Origin of the sequence: Paraburkholderia aspalathi, from assembly GCF_905220735.1 — a bacterium.
GTDB classification, from domain to species: domain Bacteria; phylum Pseudomonadota; class Gammaproteobacteria; order Burkholderiales; family Burkholderiaceae; genus Paraburkholderia; species Paraburkholderia aspalathi.
Map to the genome: position 1 here is coordinate 712,965 of NZ_CAJNBA010000003.1, position 17,584 is coordinate 730,548.

At 62.0% G+C, this 17,584-nt stretch carries 13 protein-coding genes; 4 read left to right on the forward strand and 9 right to left on the reverse strand.

Annotated elements, in window-relative coordinates:
• Positions 1-472 precede the first annotated feature (472 nt).
• The 7 genes from iolB to KHO30_RS22185 all read right to left on the reverse strand — a co-directional run bounded on the left by iolB (position 473) and on the right by KHO30_RS22185 (position 9,573).
• Positions 473-1,273 (reverse strand): 5-deoxy-glucuronate isomerase, encoded by an 801-nt coding sequence (gene iolB / locus KHO30_RS22155; protein ID WP_211702307.1) that lies wholly within the window; start codon positions 1,271-1,273, stop codon positions 473-475.
• Entirely contained in the window at positions 1,270-2,196 is a 927-nt protein-coding gene (iolE, locus tag KHO30_RS22160) for a myo-inosose-2 dehydratase (RefSeq protein WP_211702310.1), read from the reverse strand. The genes iolB and iolE overlap by 4 nt, the downstream gene beginning before the upstream one ends.
• Before the next feature lie 10 nt (positions 2,197-2,206).
• On the reverse strand, positions 2,207-4,180 hold the full coding sequence (iolD, locus tag KHO30_RS22165) for a 3D-(3,5/4)-trihydroxycyclohexane-1,2-dione acylhydrolase (decyclizing) (RefSeq protein WP_211702312.1): 1,974 nt from the start codon (positions 4,178-4,180) through the stop codon (positions 2,207-2,209).
• Entirely contained in the window at positions 4,177-6,255 is a 2,079-nt protein-coding gene (locus KHO30_RS22170; protein ID WP_244864101.1) for a bifunctional 5-dehydro-2-deoxygluconokinase/5-dehydro-2-deoxyphosphogluconate aldolase, read from the reverse strand. Before KHO30_RS22170 ends, iolD begins: the two co-directional genes overlap by 4 nt.
• 66 nt (positions 6,256-6,321) lie before the next feature.
• Positions 6,322-7,146 carry an ATP-binding cassette domain-containing protein gene (locus tag KHO30_RS22175; RefSeq protein ID WP_093647634.1) on the reverse strand — a complete coding sequence of 275 codons (825 nt, stop codon included), beginning with the start codon at positions 7,144-7,146 and terminating at the stop codon, positions 6,322-6,324.
• A 13-nt stretch (positions 7,147-7,159) separates the two neighbouring features.
• Entirely contained in the window at positions 7,160-8,335 is a 1,176-nt protein-coding gene (locus KHO30_RS22180) for an ABC transporter permease (protein ID WP_200618946.1), read from the reverse strand.
• A 191-nt stretch (positions 8,336-8,526) separates the two neighbouring features.
• Complete coding sequence (locus KHO30_RS22185; RefSeq protein WP_054042251.1) at positions 8,527-9,573, reverse strand: sugar ABC transporter substrate-binding protein; 1,047 nt, start codon at positions 9,571-9,573, stop codon at positions 8,527-8,529.
• 277 nt (positions 9,574-9,850) lie between these two features.
• On the opposite strand from KHO30_RS22185, the gene KHO30_RS22190 reads away from it, so the two are divergent.
• The 4 genes from KHO30_RS22190 to KHO30_RS22205 all read left to right on the forward strand — a co-directional run bounded on the left by KHO30_RS22190 (position 9,851) and on the right by KHO30_RS22205 (position 13,154).
• Positions 9,851-10,732, forward strand: coding sequence for a MurR/RpiR family transcriptional regulator (locus tag KHO30_RS22190; protein ID WP_211702314.1), 882 nt, complete (start codon positions 9,851-9,853; stop codon positions 10,730-10,732).
• The gene (gene iolG, locus KHO30_RS22195) at positions 10,725-11,741 is read left to right on the forward strand and encodes an inositol 2-dehydrogenase (RefSeq protein ID WP_211702316.1); all 1,017 of its coding nucleotides are present in this window, start codon (positions 10,725-10,727) and stop codon (positions 11,739-11,741) included. Before KHO30_RS22190 ends, iolG begins: the two co-directional genes overlap by 8 nt.
• Positions 11,741-12,781, forward strand: a complete 1,041-nt coding sequence (locus KHO30_RS22200) for a Gfo/Idh/MocA family oxidoreductase (protein ID WP_211702318.1) — start codon at positions 11,741-11,743, stop codon at positions 12,779-12,781. Before iolG ends, KHO30_RS22200 begins: the two co-directional genes overlap by 1 nt.
• 145 nt (positions 12,782-12,926) lie before the next feature.
• On the forward strand, positions 12,927-13,154 hold the full coding sequence (locus KHO30_RS22205) for a sulfurtransferase TusA family protein (protein ID WP_054042293.1): 228 nt from the start codon (positions 12,927-12,929) through the stop codon (positions 13,152-13,154).
• A gap of 139 nt (positions 13,155-13,293) precedes the next feature.
• Here the strand turns inward: KHO30_RS22205 and galU are convergent, their stop codons facing one another.
• Both galU and KHO30_RS22215 read right to left on the reverse strand, forming a co-directional pair.
• Positions 13,294-14,175 carry a UTP--glucose-1-phosphate uridylyltransferase GalU gene (galU, locus tag KHO30_RS22210; protein WP_054042256.1) on the reverse strand — a complete coding sequence of 294 codons (882 nt, stop codon included), beginning with the start codon at positions 14,173-14,175 and terminating at the stop codon, positions 13,294-13,296.
• Positions 14,176-14,247: 72 nt separating this feature from the next.
• A complete protein-coding gene (locus KHO30_RS22215; protein WP_093647645.1) occupies positions 14,248-17,127 on the reverse strand; it encodes a valine--tRNA ligase in 2,880 nt (959 codons plus the stop codon).
• Positions 17,128-17,584 lie beyond the last annotated feature (457 nt).

Genomic DNA, 17,584 nt, shown 5'->3' on the forward strand with positions numbered 1-17,584 from the left:
TAAGCTTGTGACAAGGGCGTCATACTTCCGGCGGCGCTGCGCGCGCCGAAGAGCCATTCATAAAACCGATCGCTACGTTTTAACGTTCGCGTCTCGCACGGGGTTCCGGAGTGAGTGCAGTGGCGCCTCGCCGAGGCGAAGCCGATGGCTCGCACAAACCTCAATCGAAGCCCGTGGTTTCCTATGCAGACCCGTCCGCGACGCACGCAGTGCGGAGTGGGAGCTGATGAGTCCTTTGTCACTAACGCCGAATGTGAGAGAACACGGATTCCAGTCGCACCACTACCCGTGGCAGACCACGGTGCCCACTTAGCAGGGGCTTCTAGCCGCTTTCTTTGCTTATCTTTCTTTGCGGCGGCAAAGAAAGTAAGTGCCGCCCCGCACAGGGGCAACACTAATAGACCACTAACAAATCAAGGAAAGGCCAAAGCCCCAGGAACACGGCCAATGCCGCCGCAAAAGGCAAAACCCCCTAACTGTCCTTATTAATAATCCACTCATGCGCCGGATCATTCCGAAAATGCCAGGTCCGCTGCCCCCCAGCCATCACATTCAAATAATAAGACTCATACCCATAGGGAACAACAACAGGATGATACCCACGCGGCACCATCACGACGTCGTGATTCTCCACCGCCATCGACTCATCGATATCCCGCATATCCGTATACACACGCTGAAAAGCAAACCCTTGCGGCGGATCGAGCCGATGATAATAAGTCTCTTCGAGCGAACTCTCATGAGGCACATTATCCGTATCGTGCTTATGCGGCGGATAGCTTGAAGCATGCCCCCCAGGCGTCCGAACCTCGACAACCAGCAAAGACTCCGCAAGCTCAGTCTGCGGAAGAATATCGCATACGTAACGCGTATTCAGCCCCTTCCCACGCGTGGAACGCTTCATCGTAGAAGGCTCGATCAACCTCGCCGGATACGCCCCTTTGCCGGGCGCACTCGCCACACCAACCTCAGCATCGCGACAGGCGCGAACCGTCACCCGCACACCAGGCGGCAAATACACCGCATACGGCGCGGAATCCTCAAACACGCTATCGCGTGAACCCAGCGAACTCCATTTCTCATCGGGAGTTTCAATATCCACCGCGCCTGTCAGCACGACGACACACACCTCACGAGCCGGTTCAAACACATGCACGACTTCATCCGCGCCTAGCCGGTAAGCCGCAAATCCCACATACCGCCAGCACGCCGACTCAGGCGTCACCCGCGCGATCGTTTGGCCCTCGCGCTGCGCCTTGACCAATAAACTCATGCTGCCTCCTGCTCAGTCCCGCCACCGGCGTCGAGCGGCGCATCGACCAGCGCTCGCAAGGTCCGGAATCCTTTTTGCGCATACTCGTACGATGGCGCCACCACCGGGTCCTGTTCCGCTTCAACCACGAGCCAGCCACGATAGCCATGCCGCTTCAATCGATCGATGATCGCCGGGAAGTTCACCGCGCCATCGCCCGGTACCGTGAAGGCACCAGCGATCACGGCGTCGAGGAAACTCCAGTTGCGATTGCGCGCCAGTTTCATTACCGCGGGCCGTACGTCCTTGCAGTGGACGTGGCACACGCGCCCGATGTGTTTGTCGAGCACCGCGAGCGGATCGCCACCGGCAAACGTGATGTGTCCGGCGTCGAATAGCAGGCCGACGGCGTCGCTCGTGCGCGACATCAGTTGATCGACATCAGCCGGTGTTTCGACATATGCGCCCATGTGATGATGGTACGCCAGCCGCACGCCGCGGCTTAGGGTGTAGCGCGCGAATTCATCGACGCGCGCCGCATACGCGGCCCACTGCGCTTCGCTGAAAAAACGCGGGCGTTGATAGAGCGGTTGCGGTGCGCCCTGGATCGAATCGGCGACTTCGCCATAGACCATCGCCGTCGCGCCGTTCTGTGCGAGCAGGTCGAGATGCGGGCCGACGGAGGCGATTTCCTCTTCCACGCCGCGTCGCGCGAGCCGGCCGGAGTACCAGCCGGATACTAAGGCCAGATCGTATTGGGCAAGCAGCGTCTTCAGCGCCTGCGGTTCGCGCGGAAACTTGTTGCCGAGTTCGAAACCCTGGTAGCCGATCTGGCGTCCTTCGGTCAGTGCAACTTCAAGCGGTGTTTCGCCGCCGAGCGAAGGCAGGTCGTCGTTCATCCACGATAAGGGGTTGATGCCGATACGTACGTCGAAAGCAGTCATGCGGGCGTCCTCATTCGTTGTCGATGTGGCCGGGGCGGTCGCTGGGGTCGGTGGGCGCCGCGCGGGCGGCGAGTTGCGCGTCGTATTGCGAGCGTGCAGCGCGCACAGTGTCGCGCGCCGATACCTCGGGCACGGCGACTTCCCACCACCAGCCGCCGTCGTTCGTGGTGCGGGCGGGGTCAGTGTCGATACTGATCACGTAGGTGCGATCGGCGGCGCGCGCTCGTTGCAGCGCGTCTTCCAGTTCGCCGATATTCGCGACGTGTTCGGCCTCTGCTCCGAGCGCGCGTGCATGGGCAGCGAAGTCGATCTTCGGTGCGCCAAGCGGGCCCTGCATGCAGTCGTCGAGCAGGTTGTTGAACGGTGCGCCACCGCAAGCCTGCTGCAAGCGGTTAATGCAGCCGTAGCCGCGATTGTCGAGCACCACCACGATCAGCTTCGCGCCGATCATCACCGAAGTCGCGATCTCGCTGTTCATCATCAAATAGCTGCCGTCGCCGAGCATCACGATCACTTCACGTGCGGGCCGTGCGAGCTTGGCGCCGAGGCCGCCGGCAATCTCGTAGCCCATGCATGAGTAGCCGTATTCGACGTGGTAAGCGCCCGGTTTGCCGGCGCGCCACAGCTTGTGCAATTCGGCCGGCAAGGTGCCCGCCGCGCACACGACGATATCGTCCGTCGCGGAACGCGCGCTCGAACGCTGCACCGCGCCGATCACGTCGCCTTCATACGGCAGCACGGTGTCGCGTTGCGGCGCATGCGTGAGCGTGCTCACGGTGTCGCGCCAGCTTGCCGCGAGTTTGTGGGCGCGCGCGGTCCATGTACGGTCCGCGTGCCAGCCTTGCATGGATTCGGCGAGCGCATCCAGCGCAAGACGTGCGTCGGCCTCGACCACCAGCGCGCGATGCTTGAGGCCGTCGAACGGATTCGCGTTGATGCCGATCACGTCGGCCTGGGTGAACAATGTGTTCGAGCCGGTGGTGAAGTCCTGCAAGCGGGTGCCGATTGCCAGCACGCAGTCGGCATCGTGGGCGAGTGCATTGGCGGCGGGCGAGCCGGTCACGCCCAACGCGCCGGCGTTCAACGGATCGTTCCACGCGAGCGAACCCTTGCCGGCCTGCGTTTCAGCAACCGGGATGCCGTGTGCGGCGGCGAAGCGGTGCAGCGCGTCGGTCGCACGGCCATAGAGCACCCCGCCGCCCGCGACGATCAATGGACGCTTGGCGCGGCGCAGATGGGCAACTGCCGCGTTGATATCGTCAGCGCGCGGCGCGGGGGAGTGGAACGTGACGACGCGCGGCGTAAAGAAGTCGGCAGGGAAATCCCATGCTTGCGCTTGCACGTCCTGCGGCAGCGCGAGCGTCACAGGACCGCACAAGGCCGCGTCGGTGAGCACGCGCAAGGCGCGCGGCAATGCATTGAGCAATTGCGCCGGGTGCACGATGCGGTCGAAGTAGCGCGACACCGGTTTGAACGCATCGTTGGCAGAGACGCCGCCATCGTGGAAATCTTCAACCTGCTGCAACACCGGATCGGGCGCGCGCGAGATGAACACATCGCCGGGTAACAGCAGCACGGGCAGACGGTTCACATGCGCGAGCGCGGCCGCGGTGACCAGGTTGGTCGCACCGGGGCCGATCGACGTCGTGACGGCCATCATACGGCGACGGAAATGCGCCTTCGCATAGGCAATCGCGCTGTGCGCCATCGCCTGTTCGTTGTGAGCGCGTAGCGTGGGCAACGCTTCGCGGTGCTGATACAAGGCTTCGCCCATGCCGGCCACATTGCCGTGCCCGAAGATCGCGAATACGCCGCCAAAGAGCGGTTCGGTGCCGCCGCCGTCTTCCGTCGTGACCCGTTGTGCGGCGAGGTAGCGAACCAACGCTTGGGCGGTCGTCAGGCGGACGGTGCCGCCCGACGGCGCGTGGGCCTGGGTGGCGTCGTTGGCGGACGCCGCATCGTGATGCAATACGCGCTGGTTCATGCCGCCTGCTCCTGATGTGCATGGTCCGCCGTGGTGGGCTGCGTGCTTGTCGTTCCACGCGTGGCACGCCACGACGCGATCAGCGTTTCGAATGTGCGGCGCACGCGCGCGATCAGCTCATCGTCACCGATCTCACCGGCGAGCCACGCATGGCTCGGCTCGTGAAAGATCGTACGACCCACGGTAAAGCCGCGGCATGTCGCCGATTGCGCCGCCGCGCGAAAGCCCTCGTTCAATTGCTCGACACCCGCTGACAAACCGAGCAACACCACGCCCCGGCAGTACGGATCGCGCTCGGCGATCAACGCGTCGACGGCTTGCCATTGCGCGGCGTCCATCGGTTCGAGTTTCCACCATTCCGGATAGATGCCGATGTTGTACAGCCGCTTCAACGCGCGATAGACGATGTCCGGTGCTTGCGGCAGATGCGCGTGTTTCGGCGGAATCACTTCGAGTAGCAATTCGTGGCCGCTTGCTTGTGTCGCGTCGTAAAGCGCACGCAGCTGCGCTTCCTGTTCGAGGCGTTGTTCGATCGGTTCGTCGGGATGGAATTGCACGAGGCACTTCGCAATGTGTTCCTGCGGCCATGCAATCAGCGTCGTGCCGATCGAGCGTCCGTGGTCGAACACGAGCGGCACGGAACCGGGCAGCTCAACCGGCCGGCCGATCCACCAGCCGCGTCCGGTGGCGGCGTTCAATGCGTCCTGACCGTAGCGGTCGTCGCTCAGGATGCCGATGCGGCCTTGCAGCCCCAAGGCGGTTTCCGTCTGCGCGACAGCTTCGACGAACAGGCCCTTCAGTTGCACGATACGCGCTTCGTCGGCGCCGGTCTGCTGGGCAAGCTCGAAGAACTGGTTGCGGTGGTCGAACGCGAAGCCGAGCACTTCGTCCCATTGTTTGCGGGCAGGGGACACACGATGCAGGCGTGCGAGCGTTGCATCGCGGTCGGGACGGCGCATGCGTTGCGGATCGGCCTTGGCTTCGCGCAGGAAGTAGTCCAGTTCGGCGGGCGTCGGCATTGCAGGCGCACAGCCGTGACGCGACACGACCAGCGCGCCGCTTGCATTCGCCGCACGGGCGCACGCTTCGAGTGGCTGATCGCGCAACCATCCGGAGAGAAAGCCCGAGGCGAATGCATCGCCCGCGCCGAGTACATTCAAAACTTCCACCTCGACGCCGCCGTGAATAGGCAAATCGTCGAGCGTTGCGGGTACTTTGCCGTCGATGATCTGGCAGCCCATCGGCCCGCGCTTCAGAACCAGCGTGGCCGGCGTCACAGCGCGCACCATCGCGAGTGCGTCGACGAGCTCGGTCTTGCCGCCGGCGATGCGAAACTCCTCCTCAGTGCCGATCACCAGATCGAACAACGGCAGAATGCGCTGCAAGTGCGCGGTTACGCCTTCGCTCGCGACGAAGCGGGTTTCACCGTCCGCCTTACCTGTGAGGCCCCACAACACCGGGCGATAGTCGATATCGAGCACGGTGCGCACGTTATTGCGTCGCGCGTAATCCAGCGCGCGGCGGCTCGTGCGATTCACCTGCTCGGTCGAAAAGTGCGTGCCGGTAATCAGCAGCGCTTTCGACGACGCAATGTACGCCTCGTCGAAATCCGCTTCATCTACCGCCATATCCGCGCAGTTCTCGCGATAGAAGATCAGCGGAAAGGTATCGCGATCTTTCAGGCCGAGCAGAACGAGGGCGGTCAGGCGTTCCTGATCGACGCGGACATGACTGACGTCGCAGCCTTCCTTCGTCAAGGTCTCGGTGAGAAAACGCCCCATGTGATCGTTGCCGACGCGCGCGAGCATCGACGATGCAAGCCCGAGGCGCGCGCAACCGAACGCGATATTCGCCGATGAACCGCCAAGATACTTGGCGAAACTCGACACGTCTTCGAGTCGCGCGCCGACCTGCTGCGCGTACAGATCGACGGCAAGACGGCCAAGACAGACGATGTCGCGGCTGCGGTCCGGTGCGAAACGGCTGGCCGTTGTCGCTGACGTTGCCCCTGAAGCGGAAGCGAGCCCGCCACCGTTCACGATCCCGGTCCCGCTGGATGTGCTGGAATGATTCATGAATATTCCTGAATAGCTGAGCGCGGGCGTGAGGCGCAACATGCGCCGGAAGCCCGCGCGAATGAATCAGATCGTCGCGCCGTCGAGTTCGCCGATCATCTTCTGCATTTCGGCGCCGCCGGCCATCATGTCGAGTACTTCGTCCTTGCTGATGGTGTCCTTCGTGAACGTGCCGAGCGATTTGCCGCGATTGAGCAGCGTGAACGAATCGCCGATCGGATACGCGTGGTGCACGTTGTGCGTGATGAAGATCACCGAGATGCCTTTTGCACGCGCCGTGTGAATCAGCTTCAGCACGTTGAAGCTCTGCTTGACGCCGAGCGCGGCAGTCGGCTCGTCGAGAATCAGCACGCGTGCGCCGAAGTGAATCGCTCGCGCGATCGCAAGGCACTGCTTTTCGCCACCGGACATCGTTCCAATCGGTTGATGCGGGTCGCGCACGTTGATGCCCATTTCGGCGAGCTTGTCGCGTGCGGTGGTGGCGCTGGTTTCGAGGTCCATCACGTTCAGAAAGCCGAACAGTTTCTTCTGCGGCTCGCGGCCCATGAAGAAATTGCGCGCCACGGAGAGCAAGGGCACTAGCGCCAGATCCTGATAGACGGTGGCGATGCCGAGATCGAGCGCATCTTTCGGCGATTCGAACAGCACCGGTTTGCCATCCACCAGATATTGACCGGAGGAGGGTCGATGCACGCCAGCGAGCGTCTTGATCAGCGTCGACTTACCCGCGCCGTTATCGCCGAGCAGGCAATGCACTTCGCCGCGCTTCAGACGCAAGGTCACGCCGCTTAGCGCGATGACCTGGCCGAAGTACTTGCTGACGTCTTCGAGTGCGAGGATCACGTCGTCCTGCGGCTTGGCCGCGGTGTTCACGGTATTCGTATCGGACATGGTCGTCTCCTCGTTACGATTGCGCGACGCGGCGGCGCACGTAGTGATTGAACAGCACGGCGATCAGCAGCATCACGCCGAGGAACACGCGGAACCAGTCGGAATCGACATTCGTATAGGTAATGCCGATCTGCACGACGCCGAAGATCAATGCGCCGAAGCAGGCGCCGATCACCGAGCCGTAGCCGCCGGTCAGCAGCGTGCCGCCGATCACCGCCGCGATGATGGCTTCGAATTCGGCCTGCAACCCGCGGTCGGCCGCGGCCGAGCCGATGTCGCACACTTGCAGCACGGCGAACAGGCACGCGCAAAACGCGGTCAGCACGAACAGCGAAATCTTCACGCGCCGCACCGGCACGCCGACGTTCTTTGCCGCGTTGGCGTCGCCGCCAACCGCGAAAATCCAGTTGCCGAAGCGGGTCTTGGCGAGGGTGAAGGCACAGACCGCGGCCAGCGCGAACCACCAGAGCAGCACCTTCGGAATGCCCGGCACGAGCGGATTGCCGTTATCGAGCAGCTTCACGACGCCGATATGGCCGAGCCAGACGAACAGACCCTTGAACGCGACACCCTGGAACAGGGTATGGGCGAGCCAGTCGTGAGCCGCGACGTCGCCTACGCCGGAGATGATCGTGCGGTCGGCGAACATGACCGACAGGGCCAGTGTGAGCCCGCGCAGGATGAACAGGAATGCCAGCGTCACGATGAATGACGGCAGCCGTGTACGCATCACCAGATAGCCGTTGAGCGCGCCGAGCAGCATCGATCCGGCGAACGCAAACACGATCGACAAGGCAATCGGCCAGTGGAAATACATCGTGGGCAGCGCGACCATCATGCCCGAGAAGCCGATCATCGAGCCGATCGACAGATCGAATTCACCGGCGATCATCAACAGGCATGCACCGACTGCGATCAGGCCGAGATACGCGGCCACTTGCGACCAGTTCATCACGCCGTCGAGGTTGAACATGCCGGAGTTGCCGGCCGCAATCCCAAACACGAGGAACACCATCACGGTGCCGGCGAGGGCGGCGAATTCCGGACGGTTCAGCAGATGCCGGAACCACGATTCCTGGCGCACGCGCTCATCGGCCGCCGCGGGTGCACCGCCGGACGTTGACGTCGTCGCGGTGTTCGAAGGGGGCTGCTTGCGGGGATGAGGGTGGAAGGGGTTGGCTACGCCCATTGAAGCTCTCCTTGATGCGCCCGGCTTTTCGCAGTCGTCAAAGGACTGCAATCGGACCGCATGGCGCGTAATGCACGTAAAACGTGGTGAATGCAGGCGTGGGGCGGCCTGGCCAGTTGCGGCCGGCCGCGTCCACTTTCTTCATACCTGCCGGAACGGTTCTCCCGTGTCCGTACGTCCAGCGAAATGCGTTAGCGGTACTGCCCTGCGTACTTGACCACCTTGTCGATGTTGGCCTTGGTGATGAAACCCGGGCCGGAACCGATATTGCGCGGCCCATAGGCGGGCTGCAGGCCGTACGTGGTGAGACGTTGCTGGAACTTCGGATTGGCCTGCAGGATCTGGCGGATCTTCGCCGGATCTGTGGTGTGTTCCTTCTTCACGATGGCCAGTACGGCAACCGGGATATAGCCCTGCAGGTAGGGTTGCTGGTCGATGGCGAACTGGATCGTGCCGTCCTGGATGCCCTTGGCGATGTCATTGTCGAAGTCGAATGTCGCGAACCAGACTTTGCCGGCGAGGCCCATCTGCTGCAGCGCCTTCATCGTCGGCGCAGCCGACAGCGGACCGAGCGTGAGCACCGCCTGGGTGTTCGGGTGATTGCGCAGATACGCGCTCACTTTCGATTGCACACCAGTCGGGTCCTGGCCCGCGTCGAGCGTGGAGGACTTGAAGTCGACCCCGATCGCCTCGGCAAAGCCGCGGCAGCGTTCGAACGAAGCCGGGTTGGTTGCGTAGTGGTTCACGCACAGGAACGACTTGATGCCCGCTGCCTTCGCTTTCTGGCCCGCCGCTTTGCCCGCGGCGTATTCAGGCTGACCGACGTGCATGATCGCGCCAAGCTGCGCGCTTTGCTCCTCAGTGCCGGAATTGATCGTGACGAGCGGAATGTGCTTCTCGGTGACCTTGGCGAGCGAACTCTTGAGCACGTCAAAGTCGGCGATGGAAACGATCACGCCGTCGTAGTTGCGCGCGGCGGCCTGTTCGACGAGGCGCGCCATATCGGCGATGTCGCCGTTCGGCGGATTGCGGTAGTCGGTCTCGACGTTGAAATCCTCGTCGGCCTGTTTGATGGCGTTCTTGATGGTGTTCCACCACGAATCCGAATCCGGCGCGTGGCTGATCAGCACGAAGTGAGCGTCAGCCGCGCGGGCGGCCGACGCCGCACCGAATCCCGTCGCCAACGTCAATGCCGCCACCAGAATCCTGAGCGTAGCCTTGCCCTTGCAAAGTCTCATTGTCTCCACCTTTCTCGGTCTGTCGTTATTGAAGGGAGCGTCTGGCGGGCGGCTTTCCGATTGCGTGCGTTGCGGCAGACGTCAGCCGATGCACCATCGCTCACGACCAAGATTAGGCCATCTTCCGAAGCGTTGCAATGAAAATTTCATGACAAATAAAAATGGAAAATACATTCCATTTGACGGGGCGCCTGCCTATAATCGGCAGCGTCAGGATGCCGTGTGGCGCGCGCTGGAAGCGTCTTCTGCACTGCAATAAAGCAACGAAGAGAGAGCCATGGCGGAAGAGAGCACCGAAGACTTGCCGAGCGTCGAAGAATTGATGCAGCGCATCGCGGAAAACTACGAGGCGCTGCCGCGGCAATTGAAGAATGTCGCGACGTATATCGAGCAGCATCGCTCGAGCGTGATGGTGGATCGCACCAGCGATATCGCCGCGAGTTGCGGCGTGCATCCGTCCGCGGTGGTGCGTTTTGCGCAGCGCTTCGGCTTTTCCGGTTTCTCCGATCTGCAGGCGGTGTTTCGTCAGGCGTACACGGGTCAGGGGACGTCCTCGCCGAGCTATCAGCAGCGGATTCGCAAGCTGATCGACGAGAAGCCCGGTGCGTTGTCCGGCGGTTCCGTGGCGCGCGAATTCATCGCGGCCTCGCGCGGCGGTCTTGAAGAACTCGAAGCCGGCCTCGACGACCAGCAGTTCGACGCCGCCGTGAAGATGCTGCAGCAGGCCGACAACATCTACGTTATTGGCGTGCGGCGTTCGTTTCCGGTGGCAAGCTACATCGTCTACGCGTTGCAGCACACGCCCAAGCGCGTGCATCTGGTATCCGGCTTTGGCGGCATGTACCGCGAACAGATTCGCAGCGTGAAGAAGAGCGACGTGGTGATCGCGATCAGCTTCGCACCGTATGGCAAGGAAACGCAGTACTGCCTGCGGGTGGCGCATCACCATCAGGCTAAGACGCTGGTTATTACGGATAGCCAACTATCACCGCTGGCGCGTTACGCCACCATCCAACTGTATGTGAAAGAGGGCAGCGCGTTTGCGTTCCGCTCGCTGACCAGCACGATCTGTTTGTGCCAGGCGTTGTTCATCGCGCTCGCGTACAAGCTCGAACTGAACGTAGAAGAATCCAAAGAGACTGGAGGATACGATGACTGAGGCGGTAAAGACGATCGACGTAGCGGTATTCGGCGCGGGCCGTATCGGCAAGATTCATGCGGCGAATCTGGCGCGGCAGCCAGGCGTGCGGCTCAAGTATGTGGTCGATGTGAATCGCGAGGCGGCTGCGGCGCTCGCCGCCGAGCACGGTGCGCAGGTTGCGGATATCGACGGCGCGATGGGCGATGCGTCGATCGGCGCGACGGTGATCTGTTCGAGCACGGACACGCACGCGGATCTGATCATGAAATCAGCCGCGCAGAAGAAGCATGTGTTCTGCGAGAAGCCGGTCGATCTGACTTTGGAGCGGGCGCGTGCCTGCGCCGATGCGGTGGAGCGCGCGGGCGTGGTTTGCATGATCGGCTTTCAGCGCCGCTTCGACCCGACCTTTTCCGCGTTGAAAGCGCGCATCGATGCGGGCGAAATCGGCACGCCGGAAATGCTGGTGGTGACGAGCCGCGATCCGGGCGCACCGCCGGTCGAGTACATCAAGCACTCGGGTGGCATCTTCAAGGACATGCTGATTCACGACTTCGACATCTTCCGCTGGATTCTCGATGACGAAGCCGACACGCTGCACGCCACGGGGAGTTGTCTTTCGGATCCGGCGATTGCCGAAGCGGGCGATATCGATTCGACCGCGGTGACGATCCGCACGAAGCACGGACGTCTGTGCCAGATCAATACCGCGCGCCGCGCGGCCTATGGGTATGACCAGCGTTTCGAAGTGCTCGGCAGCACCGGCATGCTGCAGGCGGGCAATGTGCGACCCACCGAGGTCACCGCGTACTCAAAAACCGAAGTGTCGAGCGATGTGCCCGAGGCGTTTTTCCTCGAGCGCTATCGTGCGGCGTACGCACTGGAAATCGCGCATTTCTTCGACGCGGTCACGCACGGCAAACCGGTGCGAACCACCGTCGCCGACGGCCTTAAGGCGCTCGAACTCGCCGACGCCGCGACGCGCTCGTGGCGCGAGGGTCGCGCGGTGAGACTCGGGGAGGCATTGTGATGAATGCGACGACTGGGCGACTTCGTTTGGGTGTGGTGGGCTTGGGACGGTTGGGCAAGCGCCACGCGGAAAATCTGGCGTATCGCGTGCCGGGTGCGACGCTCGTGGCCGCTTGCAGTCCGGTGGAAGAGGAGAGGGCGTGGGCGCGCGAGACTTTACCCGAACCGCGTCTCTACGCCGACTATGCGGACCTGCTCGCCGATCGCGACGTGGACGCGGTGTGGCTTGTCACGCCGTCGTCCTTGCACGCGCAGCAGATTATCGATGCATTGCGCGCCGGCAAACATGTGTTCTGCGAGAAGCCGCTGTCGCTGGATCTCGCCGAGTGCGAGCGCGTCTTGGCTGAAGCCGCGCGCTATCCGCATCTGCAGGCCACCATCGGCTTCATGCGGCGTTTCGATCCGAGCTACAAGGATGCGTTCGACAAGATCGAAGCCGGCAAGATCGGACGGCCGTTTCTGGTGCGCTCGCAAACCACCGATCAGAACGACACCAACGGTTTCTTCGTGCGTTTCTCGGCGACCTCCGGTGGGATCTTTCTGGATTGCACGGTGCATGACATCGACGTCGCGCGCTGGCTGCTCGGCAAACCGCGCGCCAAACGCGTGTTTGCGGCGGGCGCGGTCGCATTGCACGAGGGGCTGCGGGAATTCGGCGACGTCGATAACGGCGTGGCGATCTGCGAATTCGAGGATGGCAAGCTCGCGATGTTCTACGCGTCGCGCACGCAAGCTCACGGTAACGACACGCATAGCGAGGTGATCGGCACTGCCGGCGCGCTGGCGATTGGCCACAATCCACGGGCAAATCGCGTCGAGATCTACGACGCAACGGGCATTCGCAACGAATGCACACCGACGTTCTTCGATCGCTTCGAGGATGCGTTTTTGCATGAGGCGCGCGCCTTCGTGGCGGCGGTGCAGGGCGGCGCGGCATCGAATGCCCAAGCAGGCGCTACGCTGGCCGACGCGCTCGAAGCGACTCGGATCGGCATGGCGTTGCGGCAGTCGCTGCAGAGCGGAGAGGCGGTCACGTTGTAACCCCCAAGGCACCAAAGCGCCGCCGGATGACGGAAATCGACACGACAGCGTCACTTCCGGCGGCTAAACGACACCTGCTGTAGAATTTGACCCTCTGTCCGGCGTCGCTTATGACGCCTCATCCCGAAGGTCATCGTCGATGCAAATTCAGGTTCACAAGGAAGTCGATGCGCGCGGGCTGATGTGCCCGCTGCCCATCTTGCGCGCCAAGAAGGCGCTCGCCGACATGGAAAGCGGCCAGATTCTCAAGGTGTTAGCCACCGACCCGGGCTCGCAGCGCGATTTCGCCGCATTCGCGAAGCAAACCGGCAACGAAATCGTCGAAAGCTCGTCGCACGACAAGGTTTTCACGTTTCTGATGAAGCGCCGCTGAAACACGAACGAAAATACCAAACAAAAGGCGCTGTGCCCGCAATTGCGGGGCACAGCGCCTTTTTTACGTCTGACTAACCTGACTACTGCTTATCGCGAGAGGCTAACAGCGCAAGGATTCTGCGCGGCTGTCCCGTTGCTCAGCCTTCCAGCACCGGCGAACGAGTACGCAGATATTCTTCGAAATCGGCTGCCACTTCCGGGTGACGCAACGCGAACTCAACCGTCGCTTTCAGATAACCCAGCTTGCTGCCGCAGTCGAAACGCGTGCCGTGGTACTTGTACGCCAGCACTTGCTCATCGGCGAGCAGCGACTGAATCGCGTCCGTCAGCTGCAATTCGCCGCCTGCGCCCGGCTTCAGCGCGCGCAGATGTTCGAAAATACGCGGCTTCAGCACATAGCGGCCTACCACGCCGAGATTCGACGGCGCGACGTCCGGCTCCGGCTTTTCGACGATGCCCGACATCTTGATGATCGAGTCTTCCCACTCCTTGCCGTCGACGATACCGTACGACTTCGTCTCCGAGTGCGGGATCTCTTCGACACCGATCACCGAGCTGTGATAGTGGTCGAACACCTCGATCATTTGCGTCATGACAGGCGGCTTGCCGTACAGCAAGTCGTCCGCGAGGATGACGGCGAACGGGTTGTCGCCCACCAGCTTTTCGGCGCACATCACCGCGTGGCCGAGGCCCAGCGCTTCCGGCTGACGCACGTAGAAACAGTCCACATGGCTCGGCTTGATGCTGCGCACCAATTCCAGCAGCTTGTCCTTGCCGCGCGCCTGGAGTTCGGCCTCGATTTCGTATGACTTATCGAAATGGTCCTCGATCGCGCGCTTGCTGCGGCCCGTCACAAAGATCATTTCGGTGATGCCGGCCGCCATTGCCTCTTCCACCGCGTATTGAATCAGCGGCTTGTCGACGATCGGCAGCATCTCCTTCGGGCTTGCCTTCGTGGCAGGGAGGAACCGGGTGCCAAGACCTGCTACCGGAAAAACCGCTTTTGTAACTTTTAGCATGTGATTACCCTGAATCCTCTGGTTTAGCTTTGCGCCCCGTCAGCCCGCAACGGGGCGGACAAGGCGCGTCGATCAGGCCGGCAAACGCGCCAACTGGGCTTTCAGCTTGCCGATAGTGGTTTCGAATTCTGCCAGCCTTTTCTGCTCCTGCTCAACGACTGCCGGTGGCGCCTTAGCCACAAAGCTTTCATTCTGCAATTTGGCATTGCACTTGATGACTTCCGTGCCAAGCCGCGCAATCTCCTTCGACAGACGCTCGCGTTCCACCGCAACGTCGATTTCCACCTTCAGCACAAGCTTGTCATTCCCTACGATAGCAATTGGCGCGCCATCTGCCTGCGCGTCCAGCGTTGCCTCGTCGGCAATGATCTGCACCTCCGACAAACGGGCCAATGCCTGAGCGTACGGAGCGAAAGTTGCGAGGCGCTCCGCGTTGCCGGTAGCGAGCAACGGCACCTTGACCGCCGGCGACAGATTCATCTCGCCACGCAGATTCCGGCACGCATCGATCACTGCTTTCAGGTCGGCCGCCCATTGCTCAGCGTCTTCGTCAATCTTCGACGGCTCCGCAACGGGGTAGGGCTGCACCATGATGGACGCTTCGCCCTCGGCTTTGCCTTCGGGATAACGTCCAGCCAACGGCGCAACTTTTTGCCACAGCGCTTCGGTGATGAACGGAATCACGGGATGCGCGAGGCGCAACACCGTCTCGAGCACGCGCAGCAGCGTGCGGCGCGTTGCGCGCTGCTGGTTCGGCTGACCCGTCTGGATCTGAACCTTGGCGAGTTCGAGATACCAGTCACAGTATTCGTCCCATACGAACTTGTATAGGGCGTTGGCCACATTGTCAAAACGATAGTCAGCGAAACCCTTGGCGACTTCCGCTTCCACGCGCTGCAGGCGCGAGACGATCCAGCGATCGGCCGCAGAGAAATTCAGGTGGCCGTCCGGACCGCATTCGCCACATTGTTCCGGCTTGCCGAAACCGCAATCGTGGCCTTCGCAGTTCATCAGCACGAAGCGGGTGGCATTCCACAGCTTGTTGCAGAAGTTGCGATAGCCTTCGCAGCGCGCCAGGTCGAAGTTGACGTTGCGGCCGAGCGTGGCCATCGACGCCATCGTGAAGCGCAGTGCGTCGGTGCCGAACGCCGGAATGCCCTCCGGGAATTCCTTGCGGGTTTTCTTTTCGATCGACGCAGCCTGCTTCGGATTCATCAGGCCGGTGGTGCGCTTGGCGACCAGCGCGTCGAGGTCGATGCCGTCGACGATATCGATCGGGTCGAGCGTGTTGCCCTTGCTCTTCGACATCTTCTGGCCCTCGGCGTCGCGCACGAGACCGTGCACGTAGACCGTGTCGAACGGCACCTTGCCGGTGAAGTGCGTGGTCATCATGACCATGCGCGCGACCCAGAAGAAGATGATGTCGAAACCGGTGACCAGCACCGACGAAGGCATGAAATGCTTCAGCTCCGGCGTCTCGGCAGGCCAGCCGAGCGACGAGAACGGCACTAGCGCCGACGAGAACCACGTGTCGAGCACGTCTTCGTCGCGCTTGAGCGGGCCCGTGTAACCGGCTTCCGCGGCCTTCTCGCGCGCACCTTCTTCGGTCTTGGCGACGAAGATTTCGCCGTTTTCGCCATACCACGCCGGGATCTGATGGCCCCACCAGAGTTGGCGCGAGATACACCAGTCCTGGATATTTTCGAGCCACTGGTAGTACGTGGTGGACCAGTTTTCCGGCACGAACTTGATTTCGCCGCTGCGAACCACGTCCAGCGCCGTTTCCGCGATCGATTTACCCGGGTTGAAGGTGCCTTCCGGCGCCGGCTTGCTCATCGCGACGAACCACTGGTCCGTCAGCATCGGCTCGATCACGACGCCCGTGCGGTCGCCGCGCGGCACCATCAGCTTGTGCGGCTTGACTGATTCGAGCGCGCCGAGGGCTTCGAGGTCGGCCACGACCTCTTTGCGGGCTGCGAAACGGTCCTGACCGCGATATTTTTCCGGCGCGTTGTCGTTGATCTTCGCGTCGAGCGTGAGGATCTCGATCATGGGCAGCTTGTGGCGCAGGCCGACCTGATAGTCGTTGAAATCGTGCGCGGGCGTGACCTTGACCACGCCGGTGCCGAAGTCGCGGTCGACGTAGTCGTCGGCGATGATCGGGACTTCGCGGCCGGAGAGCGGCAGCGTGACCGTTTTGCCGATCAGATGGGCATAGCGCTCGTCTTCCGGATGGACCATCACGGCGGTGTCACCGAGCATGGTTTCCGGGCGCGTGGTGGCGACCGTCAGATGGCCCGAGCCGTCCGTGAGCGGGTACTGGATGTGCCAGAGGTGGCCGTTTTCTTCTTCGCTGACCACTTCGAGATCGGAGACGGCGGTGAGCAGCACCGGATCCCAGTTCACGAGGCGCTTGCCGCGGTAGATCAGGCCTTGTTCATACAGGCGTACGAACACGTCGCGCACGGCGGCCGACATTTTGTCGTCCATCGTGAAGTATTCGCGCGACCAGTCGATCGACGCGCCGAGGCGGCGCACCTGATTCGTGATGGTCGAGCCGGATTCCTGCTTCCATTCCCAGACGCGTTCGGTGAACTTTTCGCGGCCGAGGTCATGACGGGAGACGCCTTTCGCATCCAGTTGGCGTTCGACGACGATTTGCGTGGCGATGCCCGCGTGGTCCGTGCCCGGCACCCAGAGGGTGTTTTCGCCGAGCATGCGGTGATAGCGGGTGAGGCCGTCCATGATCGTCTGGTTGAACGCGTGACCCATGTGGAGGGTGCCGGTGACGTTCGGCGGCGGCAGCTGGATCGAGAAGTCTTTCTTGTTTTCGTCGAAGGTGGCCTTTGCGTAGGCGCGCTTTTCCCATTCGGGGCCCCAGTGGGCCTCGATGGTGTGGGGCTCGAAGCTTTTGGCAAGTGTGGAGGTGGGGTCGCTCGGGGTCTCGCTCATTTCTGTCCGTCTGCTGGTGGATGCAAAGAATGTTCAATTATAAGCGGCGATGCCGGTGGGGGCCCCTGGGGGGCGGTTTTTGCCTGCGGGGCGCTTGTTTGTCAGTGCTCCAGAGGCTTTGGCCTTTCCTTGCATTGTTAGTGGTCTATTAGCGTTGCCCCTGTGCGGGGCGGCACCTACTTCTCTTTGCCGGCTGCAAAGAGAAGTAGGCAAGAGAAAGCAGCTCAAACCGCTAATGCTAAGTGGGCACCGTGGTTTGCTAGGGGTAGTGGTGCGACTGGAATCCGTGTTCTCTCACATTCGGCGTTAGTGACAAAGGAGTCATCAGCTCCCACTCCGCACTGCGTGCGTCGCGGACGGGTCTGCATGGGAAACCGCCGGCTTCGGTTTTGGTTTGTGGGGCCATCGGCTTCGCCTCGGCGAGGCGCCGCTGCACTCACTCTGAAACCCCGTGCGA